The sequence below is a fragment of the Streptomyces sp. NPDC002870 genome, from assembly GCF_042888505.1.
GTDB lineage: Bacteria > Actinomycetota > Actinomycetes > Streptomycetales > Streptomycetaceae > Streptomyces.
Window position 1 is genome coordinate 100552 of record NZ_JBIAPW010000016.1, and the last position, 18267, is coordinate 118818.

At 68.1% G+C, this 18267-nt stretch carries 15 protein-coding genes; 6 read left to right on the top strand and 9 right to left on the bottom strand.

Annotation, left to right across the window (positions count from 1 at the left end):
• Positions 1-508: 508 nt before the first annotated feature.
• From ACFYWY_RS21140 to ACFYWY_RS21170, 7 genes are all read right to left on the bottom strand, one after another.
• Entirely contained in the window at positions 509-1129 is a 621-nt protein-coding gene (locus ACFYWY_RS21140; RefSeq protein ID WP_389188715.1) for an ATP/GTP-binding protein, read from the bottom strand.
• Positions 1110-1484 (bottom strand): DUF742 domain-containing protein, encoded by a 375-nt coding sequence (locus ACFYWY_RS21145; RefSeq protein WP_389188718.1) that lies wholly within the window; start codon positions 1482-1484, stop codon positions 1110-1112. The genes ACFYWY_RS21140 and ACFYWY_RS21145 overlap by 20 nt, the downstream gene beginning before the upstream one ends.
• Positions 1477-1908, bottom strand: coding sequence for a roadblock/LC7 domain-containing protein (locus ACFYWY_RS21150; protein ID WP_389188721.1), 432 nt, complete (start codon positions 1906-1908; stop codon positions 1477-1479). Before ACFYWY_RS21150 ends, ACFYWY_RS21145 begins: the two co-directional genes overlap by 8 nt.
• A 36-nt stretch (positions 1909-1944) precedes the next feature.
• The gene (locus ACFYWY_RS21155) at positions 1945-4377 is read right to left on the bottom strand and encodes a nitrate- and nitrite sensing domain-containing protein (protein ID WP_389188724.1); all 2433 of its coding nucleotides are present in this window, start codon (positions 4375-4377) and stop codon (positions 1945-1947) included.
• A 272-nt stretch (positions 4378-4649) separates the two neighbouring features.
• Positions 4650-5834, bottom strand: a complete 1185-nt coding sequence (locus tag ACFYWY_RS21160; RefSeq protein WP_389188727.1) for an NAD(P)/FAD-dependent oxidoreductase — start codon at positions 5832-5834, stop codon at positions 4650-4652.
• Between the two features lie 89 nt (positions 5835-5923).
• Complete coding sequence (locus ACFYWY_RS21165; protein ID WP_389188730.1) at positions 5924-7516, bottom strand: amino acid adenylation domain-containing protein; 1593 nt, start codon at positions 7514-7516, stop codon at positions 5924-5926.
• Positions 7513-9483 carry a beta-ketoacyl synthase N-terminal-like domain-containing protein gene (locus tag ACFYWY_RS21170; protein WP_389188733.1) on the bottom strand — a complete coding sequence of 657 codons (1971 nt, stop codon included), beginning with the start codon at positions 9481-9483 and terminating at the stop codon, positions 7513-7515. The genes ACFYWY_RS21165 and ACFYWY_RS21170 overlap by 4 nt, the downstream gene beginning before the upstream one ends.
• Before the next feature lie 870 nt (positions 9484-10353).
• Between ACFYWY_RS21170 and ACFYWY_RS21175 the strand changes: the two genes are divergently transcribed.
• Together ACFYWY_RS21175 and ACFYWY_RS21180 are read left to right on the top strand one after the other, a co-directional pair.
• Positions 10354-11382 (top strand): GAF domain-containing protein, encoded by a 1029-nt coding sequence (locus ACFYWY_RS21175; protein ID WP_389188735.1) that lies wholly within the window; start codon positions 10354-10356, stop codon positions 11380-11382.
• Positions 11383-11543: 161 nt separating this feature from the next.
• Entirely contained in the window at positions 11544-12542 is a 999-nt protein-coding gene (locus ACFYWY_RS21180) for a TAXI family TRAP transporter solute-binding subunit (RefSeq protein WP_389188738.1), read from the top strand.
• A gap of 32 nt (positions 12543-12574) precedes the next feature.
• Here ACFYWY_RS21180 and ACFYWY_RS21185 read toward each other — a convergent pair whose 3' ends face one another.
• Complete coding sequence (locus ACFYWY_RS21185; protein ID WP_389188741.1) at positions 12575-13975, bottom strand: ATP-binding protein; 1401 nt, start codon at positions 13973-13975, stop codon at positions 12575-12577.
• A 15-nt stretch (positions 13976-13990) separates the two neighbouring features.
• Positions 13991-14698 (bottom strand): response regulator transcription factor, encoded by a 708-nt coding sequence (locus ACFYWY_RS21190; RefSeq protein ID WP_389188744.1) that lies wholly within the window; start codon positions 14696-14698, stop codon positions 13991-13993.
• Between the two features lie 264 nt (positions 14699-14962).
• Between ACFYWY_RS21190 and ACFYWY_RS21195 the strand changes: the two genes are divergently transcribed.
• From ACFYWY_RS21195 to ACFYWY_RS21210, 4 genes are all read left to right on the top strand, one after another.
• Positions 14963-15748, top strand: a complete 786-nt coding sequence (locus tag ACFYWY_RS21195) for an amino acid ABC transporter ATP-binding protein (RefSeq protein ID WP_389188747.1) — start codon at positions 14963-14965, stop codon at positions 15746-15748.
• A gap of 57 nt (positions 15749-15805) precedes the next feature.
• Complete coding sequence (locus ACFYWY_RS21200; protein WP_389188750.1) at positions 15806-16636, top strand: glutamate ABC transporter substrate-binding protein; 831 nt, start codon at positions 15806-15808, stop codon at positions 16634-16636.
• Between the two features lie 74 nt (positions 16637-16710).
• Entirely contained in the window at positions 16711-17385 is a 675-nt protein-coding gene (locus tag ACFYWY_RS21205; RefSeq protein ID WP_389188753.1) for an amino acid ABC transporter permease, read from the top strand.
• A complete protein-coding gene (locus ACFYWY_RS21210; RefSeq protein ID WP_389188756.1) occupies positions 17382-18263 on the top strand; it encodes an amino acid ABC transporter permease in 882 nt (293 codons plus the stop codon). The genes ACFYWY_RS21205 and ACFYWY_RS21210 overlap by 4 nt, the downstream gene beginning before the upstream one ends.
• Positions 18264-18267 lie beyond the last annotated feature (4 nt).

Consider the following 18267-nt stretch of genomic DNA (forward strand, 5'->3'; position numbering starts at 1 on the left):
ACTCCTTCTGGCCCGGCCGCGCGCCTTCACCGTCGGGTGGATGCGGGTGACTGCAGCGGAGCTGACACCGTCACCAATGGCGGCCTGCGCTTCTCGCGCGCCGACTGTCGCACCGTGCTGCCGCTCGCCCGGAAATCCCCGGGGTCGAATCACCGGAATTCACCGGGATCCCCGCCAGAAGCACCCGTCCGGAGCAGCTCCAGCCCCGCATCTGACGATCAATCACATTCCGGTGAGACTGCGGAATCTGATGAGCGGCCCGGTCATGATCGCCGCGTCGAGAGCGCCGGCGGTCATGCCGTGGAGGGCGCCACTGAAGCCGAGAAGTCCGGTGCGGTCGCCGTGCGGTCGCCGTGCGGACGAGTTCGAGGGCCGCTTCAACCGCATCCGTGCGGCCGGTCCAAACCGTCCACTGCTACGCCGACCACGTCGCTATCGCTCGCCCGTCCAGGGGCAGGGCTCCGGTCGGGCCACAGCGCTGAATGCATCACCGGCCAGGGCCGCAGCCCTACATCGGCCTCCATGCGGCCGGGTCGGCCGCCGGCACAGGCGCCAGGCGGGCGGATGCCTGTGCTCTCGCCACTTCCAGCAAGGAAAGGAGCACCATTTTGCTGGAGCGGCGATCGCGGACATCGCACAGGAGGACGGGTGTGGTGGGTTCGAGGGCCAGTGCCTCGCGCACCTGCCGGCTCGTGCATTCCCGTCTGCCGTCGAAGCAATTGACGCCCACGGCGAAGGGGATGTCACGCTCCTCGAAGAAATCCACTGAGGCGAAGGAGGCATCCAGACGTCGGGTATCGGCGAGGACCACGGCTCCCAGGGCGCCGAGAGCCAAGTCGTCCCACATGAACCAGAAGCGGTCCTGGCCGGGCGTTCCGAACAGATAGAGCACCAGCTCCGGGGCGATGGTGATCCGGCCGAAGTCCATGGCGACGGTGGTCGAATACTTGCCTTCCACACCTGCCAGATCGTCGATCCCCAGGCTCGCCTCTGTGATGCGCTCCTCGGTCTCCAGCGGCGGCACCTCGCTCACCGAGCCCACCATGGTGGTCTTGCCCACGCCGAAGCCGCCCGCAATGAGGATCTTCACTGCTGTCGGCATGACCGGCTCAGAGCTGGCGGATACCATCCATCACCCTTTCGATGAGTTCCACGCTCGGTTTGTCCGCCTCCGAAGGCGGCGCCTGGACCAAGATCATCGAGTCGTTGAGCAGGTCCCCGCAGAGAACCTTGACCACGCTCACCGGAAGGTCCAGGTGGGCGGCTATCTCGGCGACTGCCACCGCGCGATCCCGGCAGAAATGCAGGATCTCGGCCGACTCCGGCTCCAGGGGCTCCTGGTTGACCTCATCGAGGGACCGTGTGACAACCAGCGTGATCAGCGTGAAAGTGTGCTGACTGTGGCGGGTACGTCCGCCGGTAATGGCGTACGGCCGGACGTGGCGTCCGGCCCCTTCGTCGTCGAACCATCGCGAGTCAGGCATCCTGAATGTGACCGCGGGAGGGGGCCTGTACGCGGGGCGCGGCACTGAGGTACTTGCCCACCTGCTTGACGAGCGTGCCCATCTCGAAGGCCATCATCCCGACGTCCACTTCCTCGGAGGCGATCGCGGCCAGCCGCGCTCCCCGGCCGGCGGCGGTGACAAAGAGGAACGCTTTTTCCATCTGAATGACCGTCTGCTGCACCTCTCCGCCGTGGAAGTGGCGCGCAGCGCCACGGGCGAGGCTGTGCATCCCCGATCCGACCGCGGACAGGTGCTCGGCGTCGTCCCGGCCGAGGTCCTTCGACTTGCCGATGAGGAGGCCGTCCCCGGACAGCACGATGGCGCAGCGAATCTCTGGAATCTGGTCCACGAGGCTGTCCAGAAGCCAGTCCAGCTGGGGAGCGGCGTGTACCTGCTCAGTCATTACTGAATGTTCCCTCACAGTTAGTTGGCGCTCCGGCTAGTTGGCGCTGCGGCCACGCGACTCCGCCTGACTGTCCGCACCGCCCGACTCGTCGGGCTCAGAGATCTGGGCCCGCTTCATCCCTTGTTGGATAGCCATCATGGTGCGGGCTGACTCGCCGGGGGAGATTGCGCCGGGCTCGCTCTCGTCATCCTGCTGGGTTTGCGCATGCGCCGCCTCCTTGCGCAACTGCTGCGCGAGGCTCGCTCCTCGTGTCCTTTGTGGCAGGACACGAGGGGTCACCAGTGGTGGGGTTGATGCATCCTGTGCGTCCTTGTACATGGCGGGTTCGGGATGGCCGACTCCTGGGTCCGCATGCCCGACTTCGGGGTCGGGATGCCCGACTCCGGGGTCCGGATGCCCTTGCGGAGGCGTCCACTCCTGCGGCGCAGGAGCCTGCGCTCCCGGGTGAGCTGATGCGGCCGGCAACAGACCTGCACCTCCGTACTCCGGATACCCGTGGCTGTCCTGGGGTTGCGCCTGCATGGCGGCGTCTGCACTGCCGCCCAGCACGTTGGCCGCCGAGGCTGCTGAGGCCGCCGATTTGAGCTGCTCCATCAGCGGGGATTCGTGCTCCTCGAGCAGAGCTGCCGGCAGGAGCACGATGGCGAGCGTCCCGCCGTAGACGGACTCGCGCAGTTCCACCTTGATCTTGTGTCGCTCCGCCAGCCGGGCCACCACGAAGTGCCCGAGGCGCGGGTCCGCGCCCAGCGTCATCATGTCGAGCTCGGGCGGGTGGGCCAGAAGCTGGTTGGCGCCGACGCGGTGGTCCTCCGGCATTCCGAGCCCGTGGTCCTCGACATGGAGCGCCAGACCCCTTGCGACCTTCGTCGCGCTGACGAACACCTGGGTGTCCGGCGGGGAGAAGCTCGTGCCGTTCTCGATGAGCTCCGCGAGCAGGTGGGTGACGTCGGCGACGGCCCGGCCTGCGAGAGAAACCCGCCGGCCCGGGGGGAGGTTCTTCACCTTGACCCGGGTGTAGTGCTCGGTCTCCGCCACGGCACTGCGCATCACGTCGGTGATGGAAACAGGCGCGGTCATGCGGCGGGTGGGCGGGGATCCGCCGAGGATCACAAGGTTTTCCGAATGGCGCCGCACACGGGTGGCGAGGTGGTCGACCTTGAAGATGTCCTTCAGCAGGTCCGAGTCCTCGTGCTTGCGCTCGAGGTCGTCCAGGAGGGAGATGAGCCGATGGATCAGGGTCTGGGTGCGGCGGATGAGCTTGGAGAAGACCTTTTCCGTTCCCTCACGGCCGAGGGACTGATGGACGACGGTGTCCGCGGCGACGTGTGCCAGGTGGTCGATTGCCGCGTCCAGCCGTTCCAACTCGTCGGTGGCGTGGTGCCTGCGAGGAGGAAGTACGGTCCGGTCTACTGGTTCTCCGCGCTCGAGTTGGGCGACGAGCTGGGGCAGCCGGGTACCGGCCAAGTCCTCGGTCTTCTGCTGGAGCTGAGAGAGCCGGCTGATCACCGAGCGCCAGACGCGTACCGCCAGCGCCCCGACGACCACGAGGGCGGCCAGAGTGGCGATGGTGCCCAGAATTAGCCCCAGCAAGAGGCCGTCGGCTCGTTCCGTGCCGGTGTCGGCCAAGTTCTCGAGGGAGTCCGAGTTCAGCTTCTGCAGATCGTCGACGACGGTGTCGGCGGAGTCCGGCCACGCCGTGGCCTGGTTGGGCAGTTTCGTGCCGCTGATCGCCACAGCGTCTTCGATCGATGCCAGTGAGGTCCACCGCGGGCTGTCGTTGATGCGTTCGAGGGCGGTGGCATCCTCTGCGGGGAGGTCACCCGTGGCCAGGCCCTTGCGGGCCTCTCGCTGGATCGCCAGGTACTGGCTGAACTGAGCGCGGGGCGTGGCGGCCATGCGGCCGGACGGCAGCGCGGCGGAGATCAGAGCATCCTCGCGTGAGAGCATCTCCGCGACCTGCACCAGGGACGTCGCGGCGACGGCGTGCGCGGTGCGCCCGTCGTCGGTCCGGGTGGCCGCCGTGAGCAGGCCCGCGCCGTCAGCGATGGTGTCCGTGAAGTACTGGAAGGCGTCGGCACCGGTGAGGGTGCGCCCGTCGATCGCGTCGCGACGCTCGGACAACGTGTCCAGCGAGTCGCTCAGTTCCTTGGCCCGGCTCTTCAGCGCCGGGGTGTCCAGCCCGGAGGGGGACTTGCGGCGGAACTCCTCGACGGCAGAGTCCGTACTGCTTCGGGCGTCGTCCAGGGCGGCGCGGGAGGAGCTGGCGCGTGTGGCCTGCCAGGCGGCGGTGAGCCGGCGCTCGTCCTGCAGACGGGCCAGCACATCGTGGGCGGGCCGGCCCGCGGACGCGACCCTGTCCACATCGGCACGCAGCTGGATGTGCTCGTCGACAAGCCCCGCCGCCGTGTAGCTCCACATTCCGGTGAGGAAGAGCGCTGGAACGACAAGGGGCAGGGCGAACGACAATCGGAGAGATCTGCGAGGGGCGGACCTGTGACTTGTCCGCCGGTCGCGGGTGCCTGGCATCTGATTCCTCGTACGGCAGCGAAACAATGATGGCAGTAAGGGTCGGTCAAAAACGCCCAACTTTCCCCCGTACGCGGCGCCCTGACTCACCGTCACCAAAGGACGGCGGTCGGTTGAACCGTACCAGGATCATGCCGCACCCCTCACATGAATGCTTCGGTCGGGTGAAGCTTGTAATGCGTCGTGCGTCAACATCATGCATGGGGAGCTGGTCACAGGAGGGCCAGCAGCTTTGGGGTGTAAAGGGCGCTGACGGTCTCAATTCCGGCGACCATGTCGAAATAGATCGCTGTGAGGTCCGGGTCCGTCTCCACCGCGCGCAGAAGTGAGAGGCGCTGCTCGTGCGGTGCCAGTTGCGCCACCGCCAGCGTGGACTCGTAGCCGGGGGTGAGCGAGGCATCCCGGTCCTCGGCGTAGTCCTGGAGTGCTTGGTCGAGCTGCTGCGGATCGCCGCAGAGCCGGCCACCCACACGCCGCGCGAGGCTCTCCGCCTGGAGAAACGCGTCGCTCATCCCGCGAGCGGTGATGGAGTCCTTGTGGTGTCCGGCGTCGCCCACCAGGGCCCAGCCCGGGCCGGTCGCCTGTCGGAAGAAGTTCTGCTGGTCGCCTGTGCCGCGAAGACGTTCGATGCGGCGCTTTCCGTGGAGCCGCTCGTACAGAGCCGGCGCGGTGGTGCGTATCTGTCCCAGGTAGGCGTGGCGCGTATTGGTGCGGACTTCCTCGAATCGGGACTGCGGGAAATAAGCCAGGACGAGGGTCGCGTCGTCGTTGGTCGGTACGGCGGCCACCCAACTCGAGGGTTTTTCATAGAGTTCGAGGGCGGCCGGCACGTCTTCCCAGTACGCGTAGTAGGCGCACGTGAGCTTCGGGTCCTGAACGGTGTAGCGCGCCCGGCTGAGCCTGGCGACCGTGGAGCGCATGCCGTCCGCGCCGATCACCAGGTGGGCTCGTTCGCTGAAGGAGCGGCCGCGGTGTTTGCCCTCCACGCCGATGACGCGTCCGGTGTCGTCGCGCAGGAGGCGGGTCACCGAGGTCCGGTCACGGAAGTCGACGCCCGCCGCGGCGGCCGCGTTCACCAGGATGGCGTCCAGGACATGGCGTCGGGGGGCGTATCCGGCGCGCTGTCCCTCCACGCCTCGGGCGCAGCCTTCGAGGCGGATGTCGGCCACTTCGTAGACCGCGCGGTCAAGGGGCGGGCAGCCCGAGGCTCGTACGAACTCGAGCAGGCCCCACCGGGCGAGTGCCGCGACCCCGGGTTGGTGGATGAGGTGGGTGGAGAGGGTGTCGGAGGGGAACGCCGCCCGGTCGAGCATGAGTACCCGGTGTCCCGCGCGGGCGAGCAGCATGGCTGTGGGAGCTCCGGCGCAGCGCGCCCCTACCACGATGGCGTCGAACATGTGCGTGCCTCACAGACATCGGGACTGGGTGGAAGCCGCGATGCCGCGTGGGGGGCAGCGTCGGGCGGCAGCTCCGGACGAGGGACGGTTCAGTTACGGCGCCCGAGTTCGGTCAGCAGGGCGTGCCGGTCGATTTTGCCGTTCGGGTTGAGCGGCAGTTCTTCGAGGATGACGATCCGGCGCGGGAGCATGTACGGCGGCAGGCGGTCGCCCAGTGCGGCGTACAGCTCGTCGATCGCACACTCGGCGCCGCTGACCGCGGCCTCCAACTCCGGTTCGCCGTCAGGTGCGTGCACCGCGAGGACGATCGCGTCGCGTACGCCGGGCTGCTCCCTGAGCATGGACTCGATCTCCCCCAGCTCTATCCGGTGGCCGCGGATCTTGACCTGGTGGTCGGTCCGTCCCAGGTGGACCAGGTAGCCGTCGTGCATGGTGGCCCGGTCTCCGGTGCGGTACCAGTGCTGATCGGTCAGCGGCGTGGCTGCGGTGTCGATCGGGGTCTCCCCTGCTCGAGCGGAACCGAGAGCTTGGGGAAGGGCGGCTACGCCGCTGTCGAAGGGCAGGAACCGGCCGACGTTGTTGGCCGGTTCCAGGTAGCCGGGGAACCTTTGCGGACCGCGGATGCAGAGCTCGCCGGTCTCGGCCGGTCTGCCGTTCTCGTCCAGCAGGAGGAGATCCAGCGTCGGGTAGCAAGTCCCGATCGGCAGCGTCCCGTTGGCTGTTCTCGGCCAGTCCGCCCGGTTGCGAGGCAGCCGGTAGGCGGTGCAGGAGATGGTGAGCTCGGTCGGGCCGTAGAGGACTTCCAGAGTGCTGTCGGGCGCGGCCGCCTGCCATTCCAGTGCCGCCGCCCGGGGCAGCGGCTCGCCGCCGAACACGCTCCAGCGCAGGGTGGGCATGCTGCGGGGCGCCAGCGTGCCCAGGCGTGAGGCGAAGGTGATCAGTGACGGCACCGAGAACCAGTGGGTGAGCCGTTGGGCATTGATGGTTTTCACCGGTGACAGGAGTTGGCTGCGCATCGGTACCACGAGCGTGCCTCCGGATGCCCAGGCGACGAACAGGTCGTGCACCGAGCCGTCGAAGGTGAGGTCGAAGGTCTGCGAGAGCCGGCTGCCCGGCCCGACGTCGTACCGGGACGCCACATGGCCGAGGTAGGCGGAGAGGTTGCGGTGCAGGACCGGCACTCCCTTGGGGGTGCCGGTCGACCCGGACGTGAAGATGATGTAGGCGACATCGTCCGGGTCCGCTTCCGGGTGGGACAGTTCGGGGGGCGGCTCGCTCGTCAGAGCCTCCAGCTCCTTGGGGCCCACCACGAGCATGGGTATCCCGAGGTCGGCGCCGGCTCCGGAAGTATCGGCAAGGGCGAGCTCCAGACCTGCGGCCCCGGCGATCTCGGCGGTGCGGGCGGGCGGGTGCTCCGGGTTGAGGGGCACGATGGCCGCGCCGGTCCGCAGGATGGCGAGGTAGCCGGCGTACGCGGTCACCGAGCGGCTTGCCAGCAGCCCGACACGGCGGGGCGCGGCGCCGCCGTTGGCTGCGACCAGCCGGGCCGCGAGCCGCTCCGCCAGGTCGCGCAGTTCGCTGTACGTCAGTCGCTCCTCGCCCACTTCAAGGGCGGTGCAGTCGTCACCGAAGGTGGCGGCGGAGCGGGCGAACCACGCATACGCGGTCTGGGGATTGCTCATGACGCGTGCGCCTCCAGTGCGTGGACCCACTCGCGCAGTGCGCCCACCGTGCGCAGCTTGGCGAAATCCTCGGGGTCGACGTCACGGCCGGACTTCTTGGACAGCTGCACGATGAGCCGCAGCTTCGCCAGCGAGTCGATCCCGATCGCGTCGAGCGTGGAGCCGTCGTCGAAGGGGGTGCGTGCGTGCTCGCGCAGCACCCAGGCAGCCAGGTCGCCGGTGTCCTCGTCCCGGTCCTCGCCGGGCCAGTAGCGCTTGGTCTGCCAGGGGTAGCCGGGCAGCGGGACGAAGCGGCCATCTTCGCCGAACACCTCGTCCCAGGCCACCGTTTCGCCCCTGCAGTAGCGGTCCGCGGCCGCGGCCGGTGCCGGTGCCGGTGCCGCGGGAGTCGCGCCTGATGCCGGTGTTCCTCCGGCTCCGCCGAGCGCGGCCGCCAGCTCCTGGTGGGAGGACCCGATGACTGCGAGGCGCTGTTCGTGGTGCTGACGGCGGGTGGCTGCGCTGTAGCAGATGTCGCGAAGACAGAAGGTGGCGCCTTGTCCGTCGGGCCCGAGGTAATCGGTGTACGAACGGGCCAGGGCCTCCAGCGCTGCGGGGGTGCGGGCGGAGAGCATCAGTACGTACGGCGTGCCACTCTCCGCTGCCGGGTCGTCGGCCGGGCGGGTGTCGCCCTGCCGGATCACCACGTGCGCGTTGAGGGAGGAGGAGCCCTGTCCGGAGATCCCCGCGATGGCCGGCCGGTCGCGGTCGGGCAGGTCGTAGAGCTTCCCCGGTATCTCCAGCGGCAACTCGTCCCAGGCAATCCGGGGATGTGGGGTGTTGAGATGGAGGCTGGGTGGGATCTGACCGTGTTCCATGCACAGCACGGCTTTGATCAGCCCGGCCATGCCGCCGGCGGCCTCCGCGTGGCCGATGTTCGTCTTGATCGAGCCGACGAGCAGGGGTCGATCCGATGGCCGTCCCTCACCCAGGACTTCGCCCAGTGCGCTGAGCTCCAGCGGGTCGAGTGTGGGTGAGCCGACCCCGTGCGCCTCGACGTAGTCCACGTCGGCCGGGGTCACTCCGGCATCCTCGTACGCCCACCGGAGCGCCTCGATCTGCCCGGTGAGCGACGGGTTCAGCAGCGAGTCGCTGGTGCGGCCGTCGTTGCTGACCGCGCTGCCTTGGATGACGGCTCTTATCCGGTCGCCGTCGGCCAGGGCGTCGGCGAGAAGCTTGAGGACGACGACACCCACTCCGTCGCTCGGCGCGTGGCCGTCAGCGCTCGCGTCGCCGAACTTGCTCCGGCCGTCGGCGGCCAGGGAACCGGCCTGCGTCATCATGACGCCCTCATCCGGGCGGAGCTTGAGGCTCACACCCGCGGCCAGCGCGAGGGGGCTCTCGCGTGCGCGCAGGCTCTGCACGGCACTGTGGACGGCCACCAGTGAGGAGGAGCAGGCCGTGTCCACCACGATGCTGGGTCCGCGGAAGTCGAAGACGTAGGACAGGCGGGCCGGCAGCAGCGAGCGGAAGTTGTTGAACTGCGAGGCCGTCACCGCTTCCAGACCCTGGCGGAACTGCATCTCCAGGTAGTCGGCGCGCGCGTTGCCGACGAAGACCCCGGTCCGGCTGCCTGCCAGCCCGTCGGGTCGCTGACCCGCGTCTTCCAGGGCGTCCCAGGCCGTCATCAGCAGCAGCCGTTGCTGCGGGTCGAGCTCCACCGCCTCGGTGGAGGACATCTCGAAGAACTCCGCGTCGAACTCCGCCACTCCGTCCACGTAACCGGCGCGGCGGCTGCCGATCATCCCTGGCTTCGGCTGCGGGGAGTACAGGGCGTCCACGTCGTAACGTTCAGGTGGTGTCTCGCTTGTGACGTCCACACCGTCCCGGAGCAATTCCCACAGCTCATCGGTCCCTGATGCGCCGGGGAGCCGGCAGGCCATGCCGATCACTGCCACCGACCGTGCGTCCACGTCCGACCTGTTCATCACAACACTCCTTCAATGCTTTCCCGATGTCCGTGTGCGATGGTGCAGTTCACGTGCTCCATGGCGCTCCCGAGTGCTTCGGCCGCGGACCTCTCCGAGCTGTCGGCCACGCCGCCATACCTCTGAAAGCCCCCCGGGATCGGGGCGGATGAGAACGGGTCACTGGGCGAAAGGAGCCCTGACGTCGTCGTGCAGGGCCGGAAACCCGAGCAGGCGCGTCGACTGTCGCGGTGCCTCACCGACTGGCACAGGCGCCGCCCGCGGGCGGCGAAGTCCACGCCCAGCACGGAACTTGAGGTGCCGTCCATAACTCGGTCGGTGGGAGGCTGCGGCACCGCGCTCCGGCGGGCAGCGCCGACGTGCAGGTGGCATGCGGCGTGACCGCGAGGGCGCCGGCTCCGGATCCCGGCGTCAAGCCCGCGATTGCAGATCTTGGCGCGACATCGTGCAGAGCACCATGGCCGACAGGGCTCTGCTGCCAACGTCTCCGGCAGCATGCCCGCAGCCCGAACCGCACTTGACCCACGGCGCTGTACCCCTCCCCGAAGTCACTCGGCACAACTCCATATCCATCCACGCGGGCCTCGGCGGAGAGCGCACACGCCATCGCCGAGGGCTAGCCTGCCCACCGCACGATTGTCATATGCACAACCGTTTCTGCTCGTCTCAGCATCGAGGATTGGCGGGAAGTGATCGCCCGAGGTTGAAACCTTGCCCAGTCTGGACAGGATTCAGGGTTGGGCAGCAGCAGGCGCCGCCAGGACCGAGGGCGGCCACGCGGGCGCCGGGGCGTTGCCGGCGTGACAAGTGATACAGAAATGATTCCAGTGCGGCAATCCTCGGGTCCCAGATCTGATTTCATCTGGAATCATGGATCCCCTGACATCTGATCAGACCCGACGCGCGGGCGAGCAGCGGAGGCTTCGACTACAAGTTCTCGGCCTCAACACCGTTGAGGCAGAAGCCACGTTCGACCGTGTCGCGCGGCTTGCGGCCAGCTTCACTCAGGCACCCCTGGCCATGGTCAACTTCATCAACGACGAGCGCCAGATGTTCCGCGGCATGTACGTCCCGCCCACCTCGCCCGACGACAAGGCGAACGCCGACGGCCGCGGCATCGTCTTCGACCTCAGCGACATCGCCCGCGAAGCGCCCAATAACTACGGCTTCTGCCCCCATGTGGTGGCCCAGGGGTCCCAACTGGCCCTGGACGACGTCTTCGACTACCCCCGGTTCAGGGGCAACCCACTCGTCAACGACATGGGCGTGCGCTCCTACCTCGGCACCCCGCTCCGGGACAACACCGGCATGATCCTCGGCACCGTGTGCGTGGCCGACATGGTGGCCCGCACCTGGGATCGCAAGCTGAAGGAGGGCATGCAGGAACTCACAGAGACCCTGCTGTCGGACTTCAAGTTGCGTGACAGCCTGCTCGCCCAGCAGCAGGAGCTGTTCGCCGTCTTCGACGGCGCTCCCTTCCCCATCATGCTCACCGAGGGACCGGACCACCTGCTGCGCTACGCCAACGGCAAGCAGGGCGCGGCCTTCGGCATGGTCCCGCAGTTCAGCCCAGGGCGGCAGGTCCTGACCGGGCTCGAAGCCATCGGTGTCTTCAACGCGATGGACGAGGCCTTCCGCACTGGTCAGAGCACCACGCTCCCCCGGGCGTCGATCAGCACGTACGACTCCCCCTCGCCCCAGGACTTCAGCTTCCTCTGCACTCCGGTGCGCACGTCACCCAACGCACCGGTCAGCGGAGTACTGACGGTGGCCATGAACTCCACCCAGCAGTTCTATCCCGGCAATGAGCAGCGAGTATTCGCGGCCAACGTCCAGGAGCGGTTCGAGCAGCTGGGCTCAAGCGGCTTTCGGGGGACGATCCCCGGCCAACGCGGCTGAGACCGAATACCCACGGTGACTCTCCGCTGCCGACCGTAGTTCCCGGCCGCGTCCCGCGGCCGGGAACCGGCGTCGGCTTCCGCAAGCGCCTGCGCCCCTTCCGCGCCCCCTCGTCCGGGAGGGCCTGGCCATTACGGCGAGTGAGCTGGCAGGATCGCTCCATGCTCCCGGCCCCTTCCCGCATCAGCCGCCGCCGTGCCCTGAAGGGCTCGGCGGTCGCACTGACGCTGTTCGGGCTGCTGATGTGGTGGCTGCTGCCGATCGGGAATGCGTCGCCGAGCGGTGCGCTGACCTTCAGCACGGGGTCGCAGAACGGCGTCTATCAGCGGTACGGCGTGCTGCTGGAGGAGGCGCTTGCCCGCGATCTGCCGGACGTGACGATCGATCTGAAGACCAGCGAGGGCTCGCAGCAGAATCTCGCGCGGGTGGCGGCCGGCGAGGCCGACTTCACTATCGCCACGGCCGACGCGGTCGCCAAGTACAAGCGGGACAGCAAGCCCGGAGCCGGCCGGCTGCGCGGCTGCGCACGGCTGTACGACGACTACGTGCAGCTGGTCGTCCCCAGGGGTTCACCGGTGCTGTCCGTGCGTGATCTGCGCGGCAAGCGGGTGGGCATCGGGCAGGAGGGTTCCGGTGTGCGGCTGATCGCGGACCGGCTGCTGAAGGCCGCCGGGATCGACCCGAAGCGGGACATCACACCGCTCGCCGCCGGGATCGACACTGTGCCGGGGCGGCTGGAGGCACGTGAGCTGGACGCGTTCTTCTGGTCGGGCGGCCTGCCCACGGCTGCCGTCGAGGAGCTGTCCGAGCGCTTCCAGATCCGGCTGGTGCCGCTGGAGGCCGATCTCATCGACAAGCTGCACGCCACCGGCGAGGCGACCAGCTACTACCGCTCCGCCGTGATGCCCGCCGACGCCTACCTGGAGGCGCAGAACGGAGAGCCCGTGCCGACGGTGGCGGTGGCGAATCTGCTGGTCACGACCGACCGGGTGGATCCGGCGATGGCCGAGGGCTTCACCCGTACGGTGATCAAGAGCCGGGACCGGATCGGCAACACGGTGCACCCGGCGCAGCTGGTGGATCTGCGGACCGCTGTCTACACGGACCCACTGCCGCTGCACGAAGGGGCCAGGCGCTACTACCGCTCGGCCAAGCCGTAGTCAGGCCGGAGTGTCAGGCCGAGTCAGGCCAGTCAGGCCGTAGGGGACGTACGCGGGACGGTTACGGTCACCCGAAGCCCCCGTGGTTCGTGATGGGCGTACGCGATCGAGCCACCGCCCGCCGCCAGCAGGGCGCGCGAAATGGACAGGCCGAGGCCCGAGCCCTTGACGTTCTGGTGGCGGCCGCTGCGCCAGAAGCGGTCGCCGATACGAGCCAGCTCCTCATCGGTCAGGCCCGGGCCTTCGTCGGTGATCACGATGGTGGAGCTCTCGCCGTTCGAGGCGACCGAGACGGTGACCTCCTCGCCCCGCGGTGTGAACTTCAGGGCGTTGTCGATCACCGCGTCGAGGGCGCTGGAGAGCGCGACCGGATCGGCCCAGGCAGTGACCGCGGCCCTGTGCTCGGTCAGCCGTACGCCCTTCTCGTCCGCGACTGGACGCCAGGCGGCGACGCGCTCGGCCGCCAGCTCGCCGATGTCGGTGAGCTGGAGGTCGGCGGCGGCATGCTCGGCCAGCGCCAGGTCCAGCAGGTCGTCGAGGACCTGGCCGAGGCGCTTGCCCTCGGTGCGGACCGAAGCGATCTCCTCGTTCCCCGCGGGGAGTTCGAGTGCGAGGAGCTCGATACGCAGCAGCAGTGCCGCGAGCGGGTTGCGCAGCTGGTGGGAGGCGTCTGCGACGAATGCCCGCTGCTGTTCCAGTACTTCTTCGACGTTGTCCGCCATCTCGTTGAACGATATGGCAAGGCGTCTGAGCTCCGGCGGGCCGCCGGCCGCGGCGACGCGCGAGTTCAGCTGCCCGGTGGCGATGTCGTGGGTGGCCGCGTCCAGGATCCGCACGGGCCGCAGCACCCAGCCCGTGAGGCGGAAGGCGGCGCCGACGGCGAGCAGCATCGCCGCGCTCTCGCCCGTCGCGATCAGCAGCCAGCTCCGCAGTACGCCTGAGCGCAGCTGGCTGGTGGGCGAGTCGGTGAACACGACGGCGACGACGTCCCCGTCCCGTACGACGGGTGAGGCGACGACCAGTCGGCCGCCGTTCTGCCACGGCCAGACCTGCTGTGGGTCCTGGCTGCGCCGCCCGGTCAGCGCCTCCTTGAACGCCTCGCGGCCCTTGCCGCTCTGCGGCACCGTCCAGCTTTCTGGGGCGCGCGCCATGGCGTCGGCGTCGCGGTAGAAGACGCCGGCCCTGATGCCGTACGTGTCGTGGTAGCGGTCGAGCTGCTCCTGAAGCATCGAGCGCCGCTTGTCGAGGCTGCCCGAGCCGGAGCGCTCGGTGACGAACTGCGCGAGCGCCGCAAAGCGCACCGTGTCGTCGATCCGGTCGACGACGACCCGCTGCTGCTGCGCGGCGGCGACACTCACGGCGAGGGGGAAGCCGAGCGCGAGCAGCACGCCCGCCATGAGGACGATGAGCAGCGGGAGAAGTCGGGTACGCACCTGGGTTTACGGGCCTTATGCGCCGGAGGGGGCGACGAGCCGGTAGCCGACGCCGCGCACGGTCTCGATCAGGGCGGGCATGCGCAGCTTGGAGCGCAGCGACGCCACGTGCACCTCGAGGGTGCGGCCGGTGCCTTCCCAACTGGTGCGCCACACCTCGCTGATGATCTGCTCCCGGCGGAAGACGACGCCCGGCCGCTGCGCGAGCAGCGCCAGCAGGTCGAATTCCTTGCGGGTCAGCTGGACCGGCGCTCCGTCGACGCTGACGCGCCGGGTGGACAGCTCGATGGTGACCGGGCCGAGCCGTAGCCCGTGCTCGGACGCGGCCCCGGCTCCGTCGTCACCAGCGGCGTTGCGCCGGCTCACGGCGTGGATGCGGGCAAGCAGCTCCCCGGTGTCGTACGGCTTGACGACATAGTCGTCGGCCCCGAGGTTGAGCCCGTGTATCCGGGAGCGCACGTCGGCCCGCGCGGTCACCATGATCACGGGTGTCGATGTGAGCTTCCGGATCTTGCCGCACACCTGGTAGCCGTCCTGGTCGGGCAGGCCCAGATCGAGGAGTACGACCGCGAAGGGCGGCTTCTCGGGATGCGTGGCGGGCAGCACGGCCTTCAGCGCTTCCTCGCCGTTGCGGGCGTGCACCACCTCGAAGCCGTGCCTGGCGAGCACCGCGGACAGGGCGGCAGCGACGTGGTTGTCGTCCTCGACGAGCAGCAGTCTCATGGCCCCCCTCCGGTCGTGCGGTCGTATGGCATACCTCGTGCGATGTACCAGGGCATCAAGTCGGATTCTCGCCCCGACAGTCAAGTGCCTTCCCGTTGCATGCCTGTTTCCGTTACCCACCCGGTACGCCGATCACCACCCCGTTCACGCATAGTGTCCGGTTGCGGCCGGATCGTTATGCTCAATTTCCCCTCAGATGTAATGACGCTGGTCGCAGCGCGTGACTAAGGTCCTCCCAACCGAGGAGGACGGAGCAAGAAGCCGATGAGCGGAGTTTCAGTGACCAAGGGCGCCGAGGACGCTGTGCCCACCGCGGGCGACCTGGTCGTGCTGAGCAACGTCAACAAGCACTTCGGCGCGCTGCATGTGCTCCAGGACATCGACCTGACGATCGCCCGTGGCGAGGTCGTGGTCGTCATCGGGCCCTCCGGGTCCGGAAAGTCCACGCTGTGCCGCACCATCAACCGCCTGGAGACGATAGATTCCGGCGCGATCTCGATCGACGGGAAGGCACTGCCCGAGGAGGGCAAGGAGCTGGCCCGGCTGCGCGCCGACGTGGGCATGGTCTTCCAGTCGTTCAACCTCTTCGCACACAAGACTGTGCTGGAGAACGTGATGCTGGGCCAGGTCAAGGTCCGCAAGGCCGACAAGAAGGCCGCCGAGCAGAAGGCACGCACCCTGCTCGACCGGGTCGGCGTCGGCTCGCAGGCCGAGAAGTACCCGGCGCAGCTCTCCGGCGGCCAGCAGCAGCGCGTCGCGATCGCGCGAGCGCTGGCGATGGACCCCAAGGTCATGCTCTTCGACGAGCCCACATCGGCGCTCGACCCCGAGATGATCAACGAGGTTCTCGAGGTCATGCAGCAGTTGGCGCGCGACGGGATGACGATGGTTGTAGTCACCCACGAGATGGGCTTCGCCCGCTCCGCCGCGAACCGCGTCGTCTTCATGGCAGACGGCAAGATCGTCGAGGAGGCCACGCCGGACGAGTTCTTCAGCAACCCGCGCAGCGATCGTGCCAAGGACTTCCTTTCGAAGATCCTGCACCACTGACGACCGGCGATCCCCACCACTGACGACCGGCGAGTTACGACACAAGGGATGTTCATCATGAAGCTGCACAAGGCAAGCGCCGCGGCCGCCGCGGCCCTCGTCCTCTCCCTGACCGCGACCGCCTGTGGTGGCGACAGCGACTCGGGCGACGGCGGTGGCAAGAAGATCACCGTCGGCATCAAGTACGACCAGCCCGGCCTCGGCCTGAAGACCCCGGACGGCAAGTTCACCGGCTTCGACGTCGACGTCGCCACGTACGTGGCGAAGGAGCTCGGCTACGACGCCAAGGACATCACCTTCAAGCAGGCGCCCAGCGCCGAGCGCGAGAACCTGATCAAGAACGGTGACGTCAAGTTCGTCGTCGCCAGCTACTCGATCAACGACAAGCGCAAGGCGGAGGTCGACTTCGCCGGACCGTACTTCCTGGCCCACCAGGACCTGCTGGTCCGCGCGGACGACACCTCCATCACCAAGGCCACCGACCTCAACGCCAAGAAGCTGTGCTCGGTGACCGGCTCCACCTCGGCGCAGAACGTCAAGGACAAGCTCGCGCCCAAGGCCGACCTGCAGGAGTTCGGCGGCTACTCGGAGTGCCTCACCGGCCTGGAGAACAAGGCCGTCGACGCGCTGACCACCGACAACTCCATCCTGGCCGGCTACGCCGCGCAGAAGGAGCACCAGGGCAAGTTCAAGCTGGTGGGCCTCAGCCTGAGCGACGAGAACTACGGCATCGGCCTGAAGAAGGGCGACAAGGATCTTCAGACGAAGATCAACGCGGCGCTCAAGAAGATGGTCGACGACGGCTCCTGGGAGAAGTACGTGAAGGCGAACTTCGGCCCGGCCAACTACAAGAACGAGCCTGCCCCGAAGATCACTGAAGGCAGCTGAGTCAGCGGTGGCGCGCTGCCGGCCGACGCCGGCGGCGCGCCCCACCAGCCAACCTGGGGAGAGCGCGGGGCAACGTGTTCGATTTTCTTGAGTCCGGGCAGTACGACCTGCTCGGCGCCTTCTGGGTGACAGTTCAGCTCACCCTCTACTCGGCCGTGGGTTCCCTGATCTGGGGCACGATCCTGGCCGGTATGCGGGTCAGCCCGGTTCCGCTGATGCGGGCCTTCGGCACCGTCTACATCAACTGCGTCCGCAACACCCCGCTGACAGTGATCATCATCTCCTGTTCGCTGGTCCTGAACCAGACGCTGGGATTCGCGCTGGGCGGGGACAACTTCAAGGACATCGGCTTCCGGCTCGCAGTCCTCGGTTTTATCGCCTACACCGGCACCTTCGTCTGTGAGGCGCTTCGGTCCGGCATCAACACCGTGCCCGTCGGGCAGGCAGAGGCAGCCCGTGCGCTGGGACTGACCTTCTTCCAGGTGCTGACCCTCATCGTGCTCCCGCAGGCGTTCCGCTCGGTCGTCGCACCGCTGGCGAACGTACTGATCGCGCTCACGAAGAACACCACCGTGGCGGCGGCGATCGGCGTCGCCGAGGCCGCACTGCTGATGAAGGAAATGCTCGAGAACGAGGCCGACGCGCTCTTCGCCGTCTTCGCGGTCATCGCCTTCGGATTCATCGTTCTTACCCTCCCGACCGGCCTGCTGCTGGGCTGGGTGGCCAAGCGTGTGGCGGTGAAACGATGACCTCCGTTCTCTACGACGCACCCGGCCCCCGCGCCAAGCGGCGGAACGTCCTCTTCACGATCGTGTTCCTGGTCGTTCTCGGGCTCGTCATCTGGTGGGCGCTGTCGGTCATGGCCGACAAGGGCCAGCTGGCGGCGAACAAGTGGAGTCCGTTTGTCACGGACTCCGAGGTGTGGTCGACCTATCTGCTGCCCGGTCTCTGGGTGACCGTGAAGGCTGCGGCGTTCGCCATCGTGATCGCGCTGCCGCTCGGTGCGATGCTCGGCATCGGCCGGCTCTCGGACCACCGGTGGATCCGTGTCCCGGCGGGTGCCGTGGTCGAGTTCTTCCGCGCCATCCCGGTGCTGATCCTGATGTTCTTCGCCAGCGCGATGTTCGTGCAGTTCACGGACATCGAGTCGGAGATCCGGCCGATGTACGCGGTGGTGACCGGCCTGGTGCTCTACAACGCCTCGGTCATCGCCGAGATCGTGCGGGCCGGCATCCTCTCGCTGCCGTCCGGCCAGACGGACGCCGCCAAGGCGATCGGCATGCGCAAGGGCCAGACCATGTCGTACGTGCTGCTGCCGCAGGCGGTCACGGCGATGCTGCCGGCTCTCGTCAGCCAGACCGTGGTGATCGTCAAGGACACCGCACTCGGCGGCGCCCTGCTCGGCCTCGTCGACCTGATGTCGCAGAGCCGCACGATCCCGGCGAACTACGGCGCGAACACCATCGCCTCGCTCACCGTGATCGCGCTGATCTACATCGCGCTCAACTTCCTGCTCACCAGCGCCGCGAGCTGGCTGGAGGGCCGGGCGCGCCGGACGAAGAAGGGCACCGGAGCCGTGCTGCACGGGGAAGACGTCGAAGCCAGCCTTGACGGCGGAGGCGTGTAACACC

Excerpts from the sequence above, each read along its gene's own strand:
- ACFYWY_RS21150 (WP_389188721.1), bottom strand. The coding sequence starts at position 1,908 with ATGACTGAGCAGGTACACGCCGCTCCCCAGCTGGACTGGCTTCTGGAC.
- ACFYWY_RS21145 (WP_389188718.1), bottom strand. The coding sequence starts at position 1,484 with ATGCCTGACTCGCGATGGTTCGACGACGAAGGGGCCGGACGCCACGTC.
- ACFYWY_RS21190 (WP_389188744.1), bottom strand. The coding sequence starts at position 14,698 with ATGAGACTGCTGCTCGTCGAGGACGACAACCACGTCGCTGCCGCCCTG.
- ACFYWY_RS21170 (WP_389188733.1), bottom strand. The coding sequence starts at position 9,483 with ATGAACAGGTCGGACGTGGACGCACGGTCGGTGGCAGTGATCGGCATG.
- ACFYWY_RS21160 (WP_389188727.1), bottom strand. The coding sequence starts at position 5,834 with ATGTTCGACGCCATCGTGGTAGGGGCGCGCTGCGCCGGAGCTCCCACA.
- ACFYWY_RS21175 (WP_389188735.1), top strand. The coding sequence starts at position 10,354 with ATGGATCCCCTGACATCTGATCAGACCCGACGCGCGGGCGAGCAGCGG.
- ACFYWY_RS21210 (WP_389188756.1), top strand. The coding sequence starts at position 17,382 with ATGACCTCCGTTCTCTACGACGCACCCGGCCCCCGCGCCAAGCGGCGG.
- ACFYWY_RS21180 (WP_389188738.1), top strand. The coding sequence starts at position 11,544 with ATGCTCCCGGCCCCTTCCCGCATCAGCCGCCGCCGTGCCCTGAAGGGC.
- ACFYWY_RS21195 (WP_389188747.1), top strand. The coding sequence starts at position 14,963 with ATGAGCGGAGTTTCAGTGACCAAGGGCGCCGAGGACGCTGTGCCCACC.
- ACFYWY_RS21140 (WP_389188715.1), bottom strand. The coding sequence starts at position 1,129 with ATGGTATCCGCCAGCTCTGAGCCGGTCATGCCGACAGCAGTGAAGATC.
- ACFYWY_RS21200 (WP_389188750.1), top strand. The coding sequence starts at position 15,806 with ATGAAGCTGCACAAGGCAAGCGCCGCGGCCGCCGCGGCCCTCGTCCTC.
- ACFYWY_RS21165 (WP_389188730.1), bottom strand. The coding sequence starts at position 7,516 with ATGAGCAATCCCCAGACCGCGTATGCGTGGTTCGCCCGCTCCGCCGCC.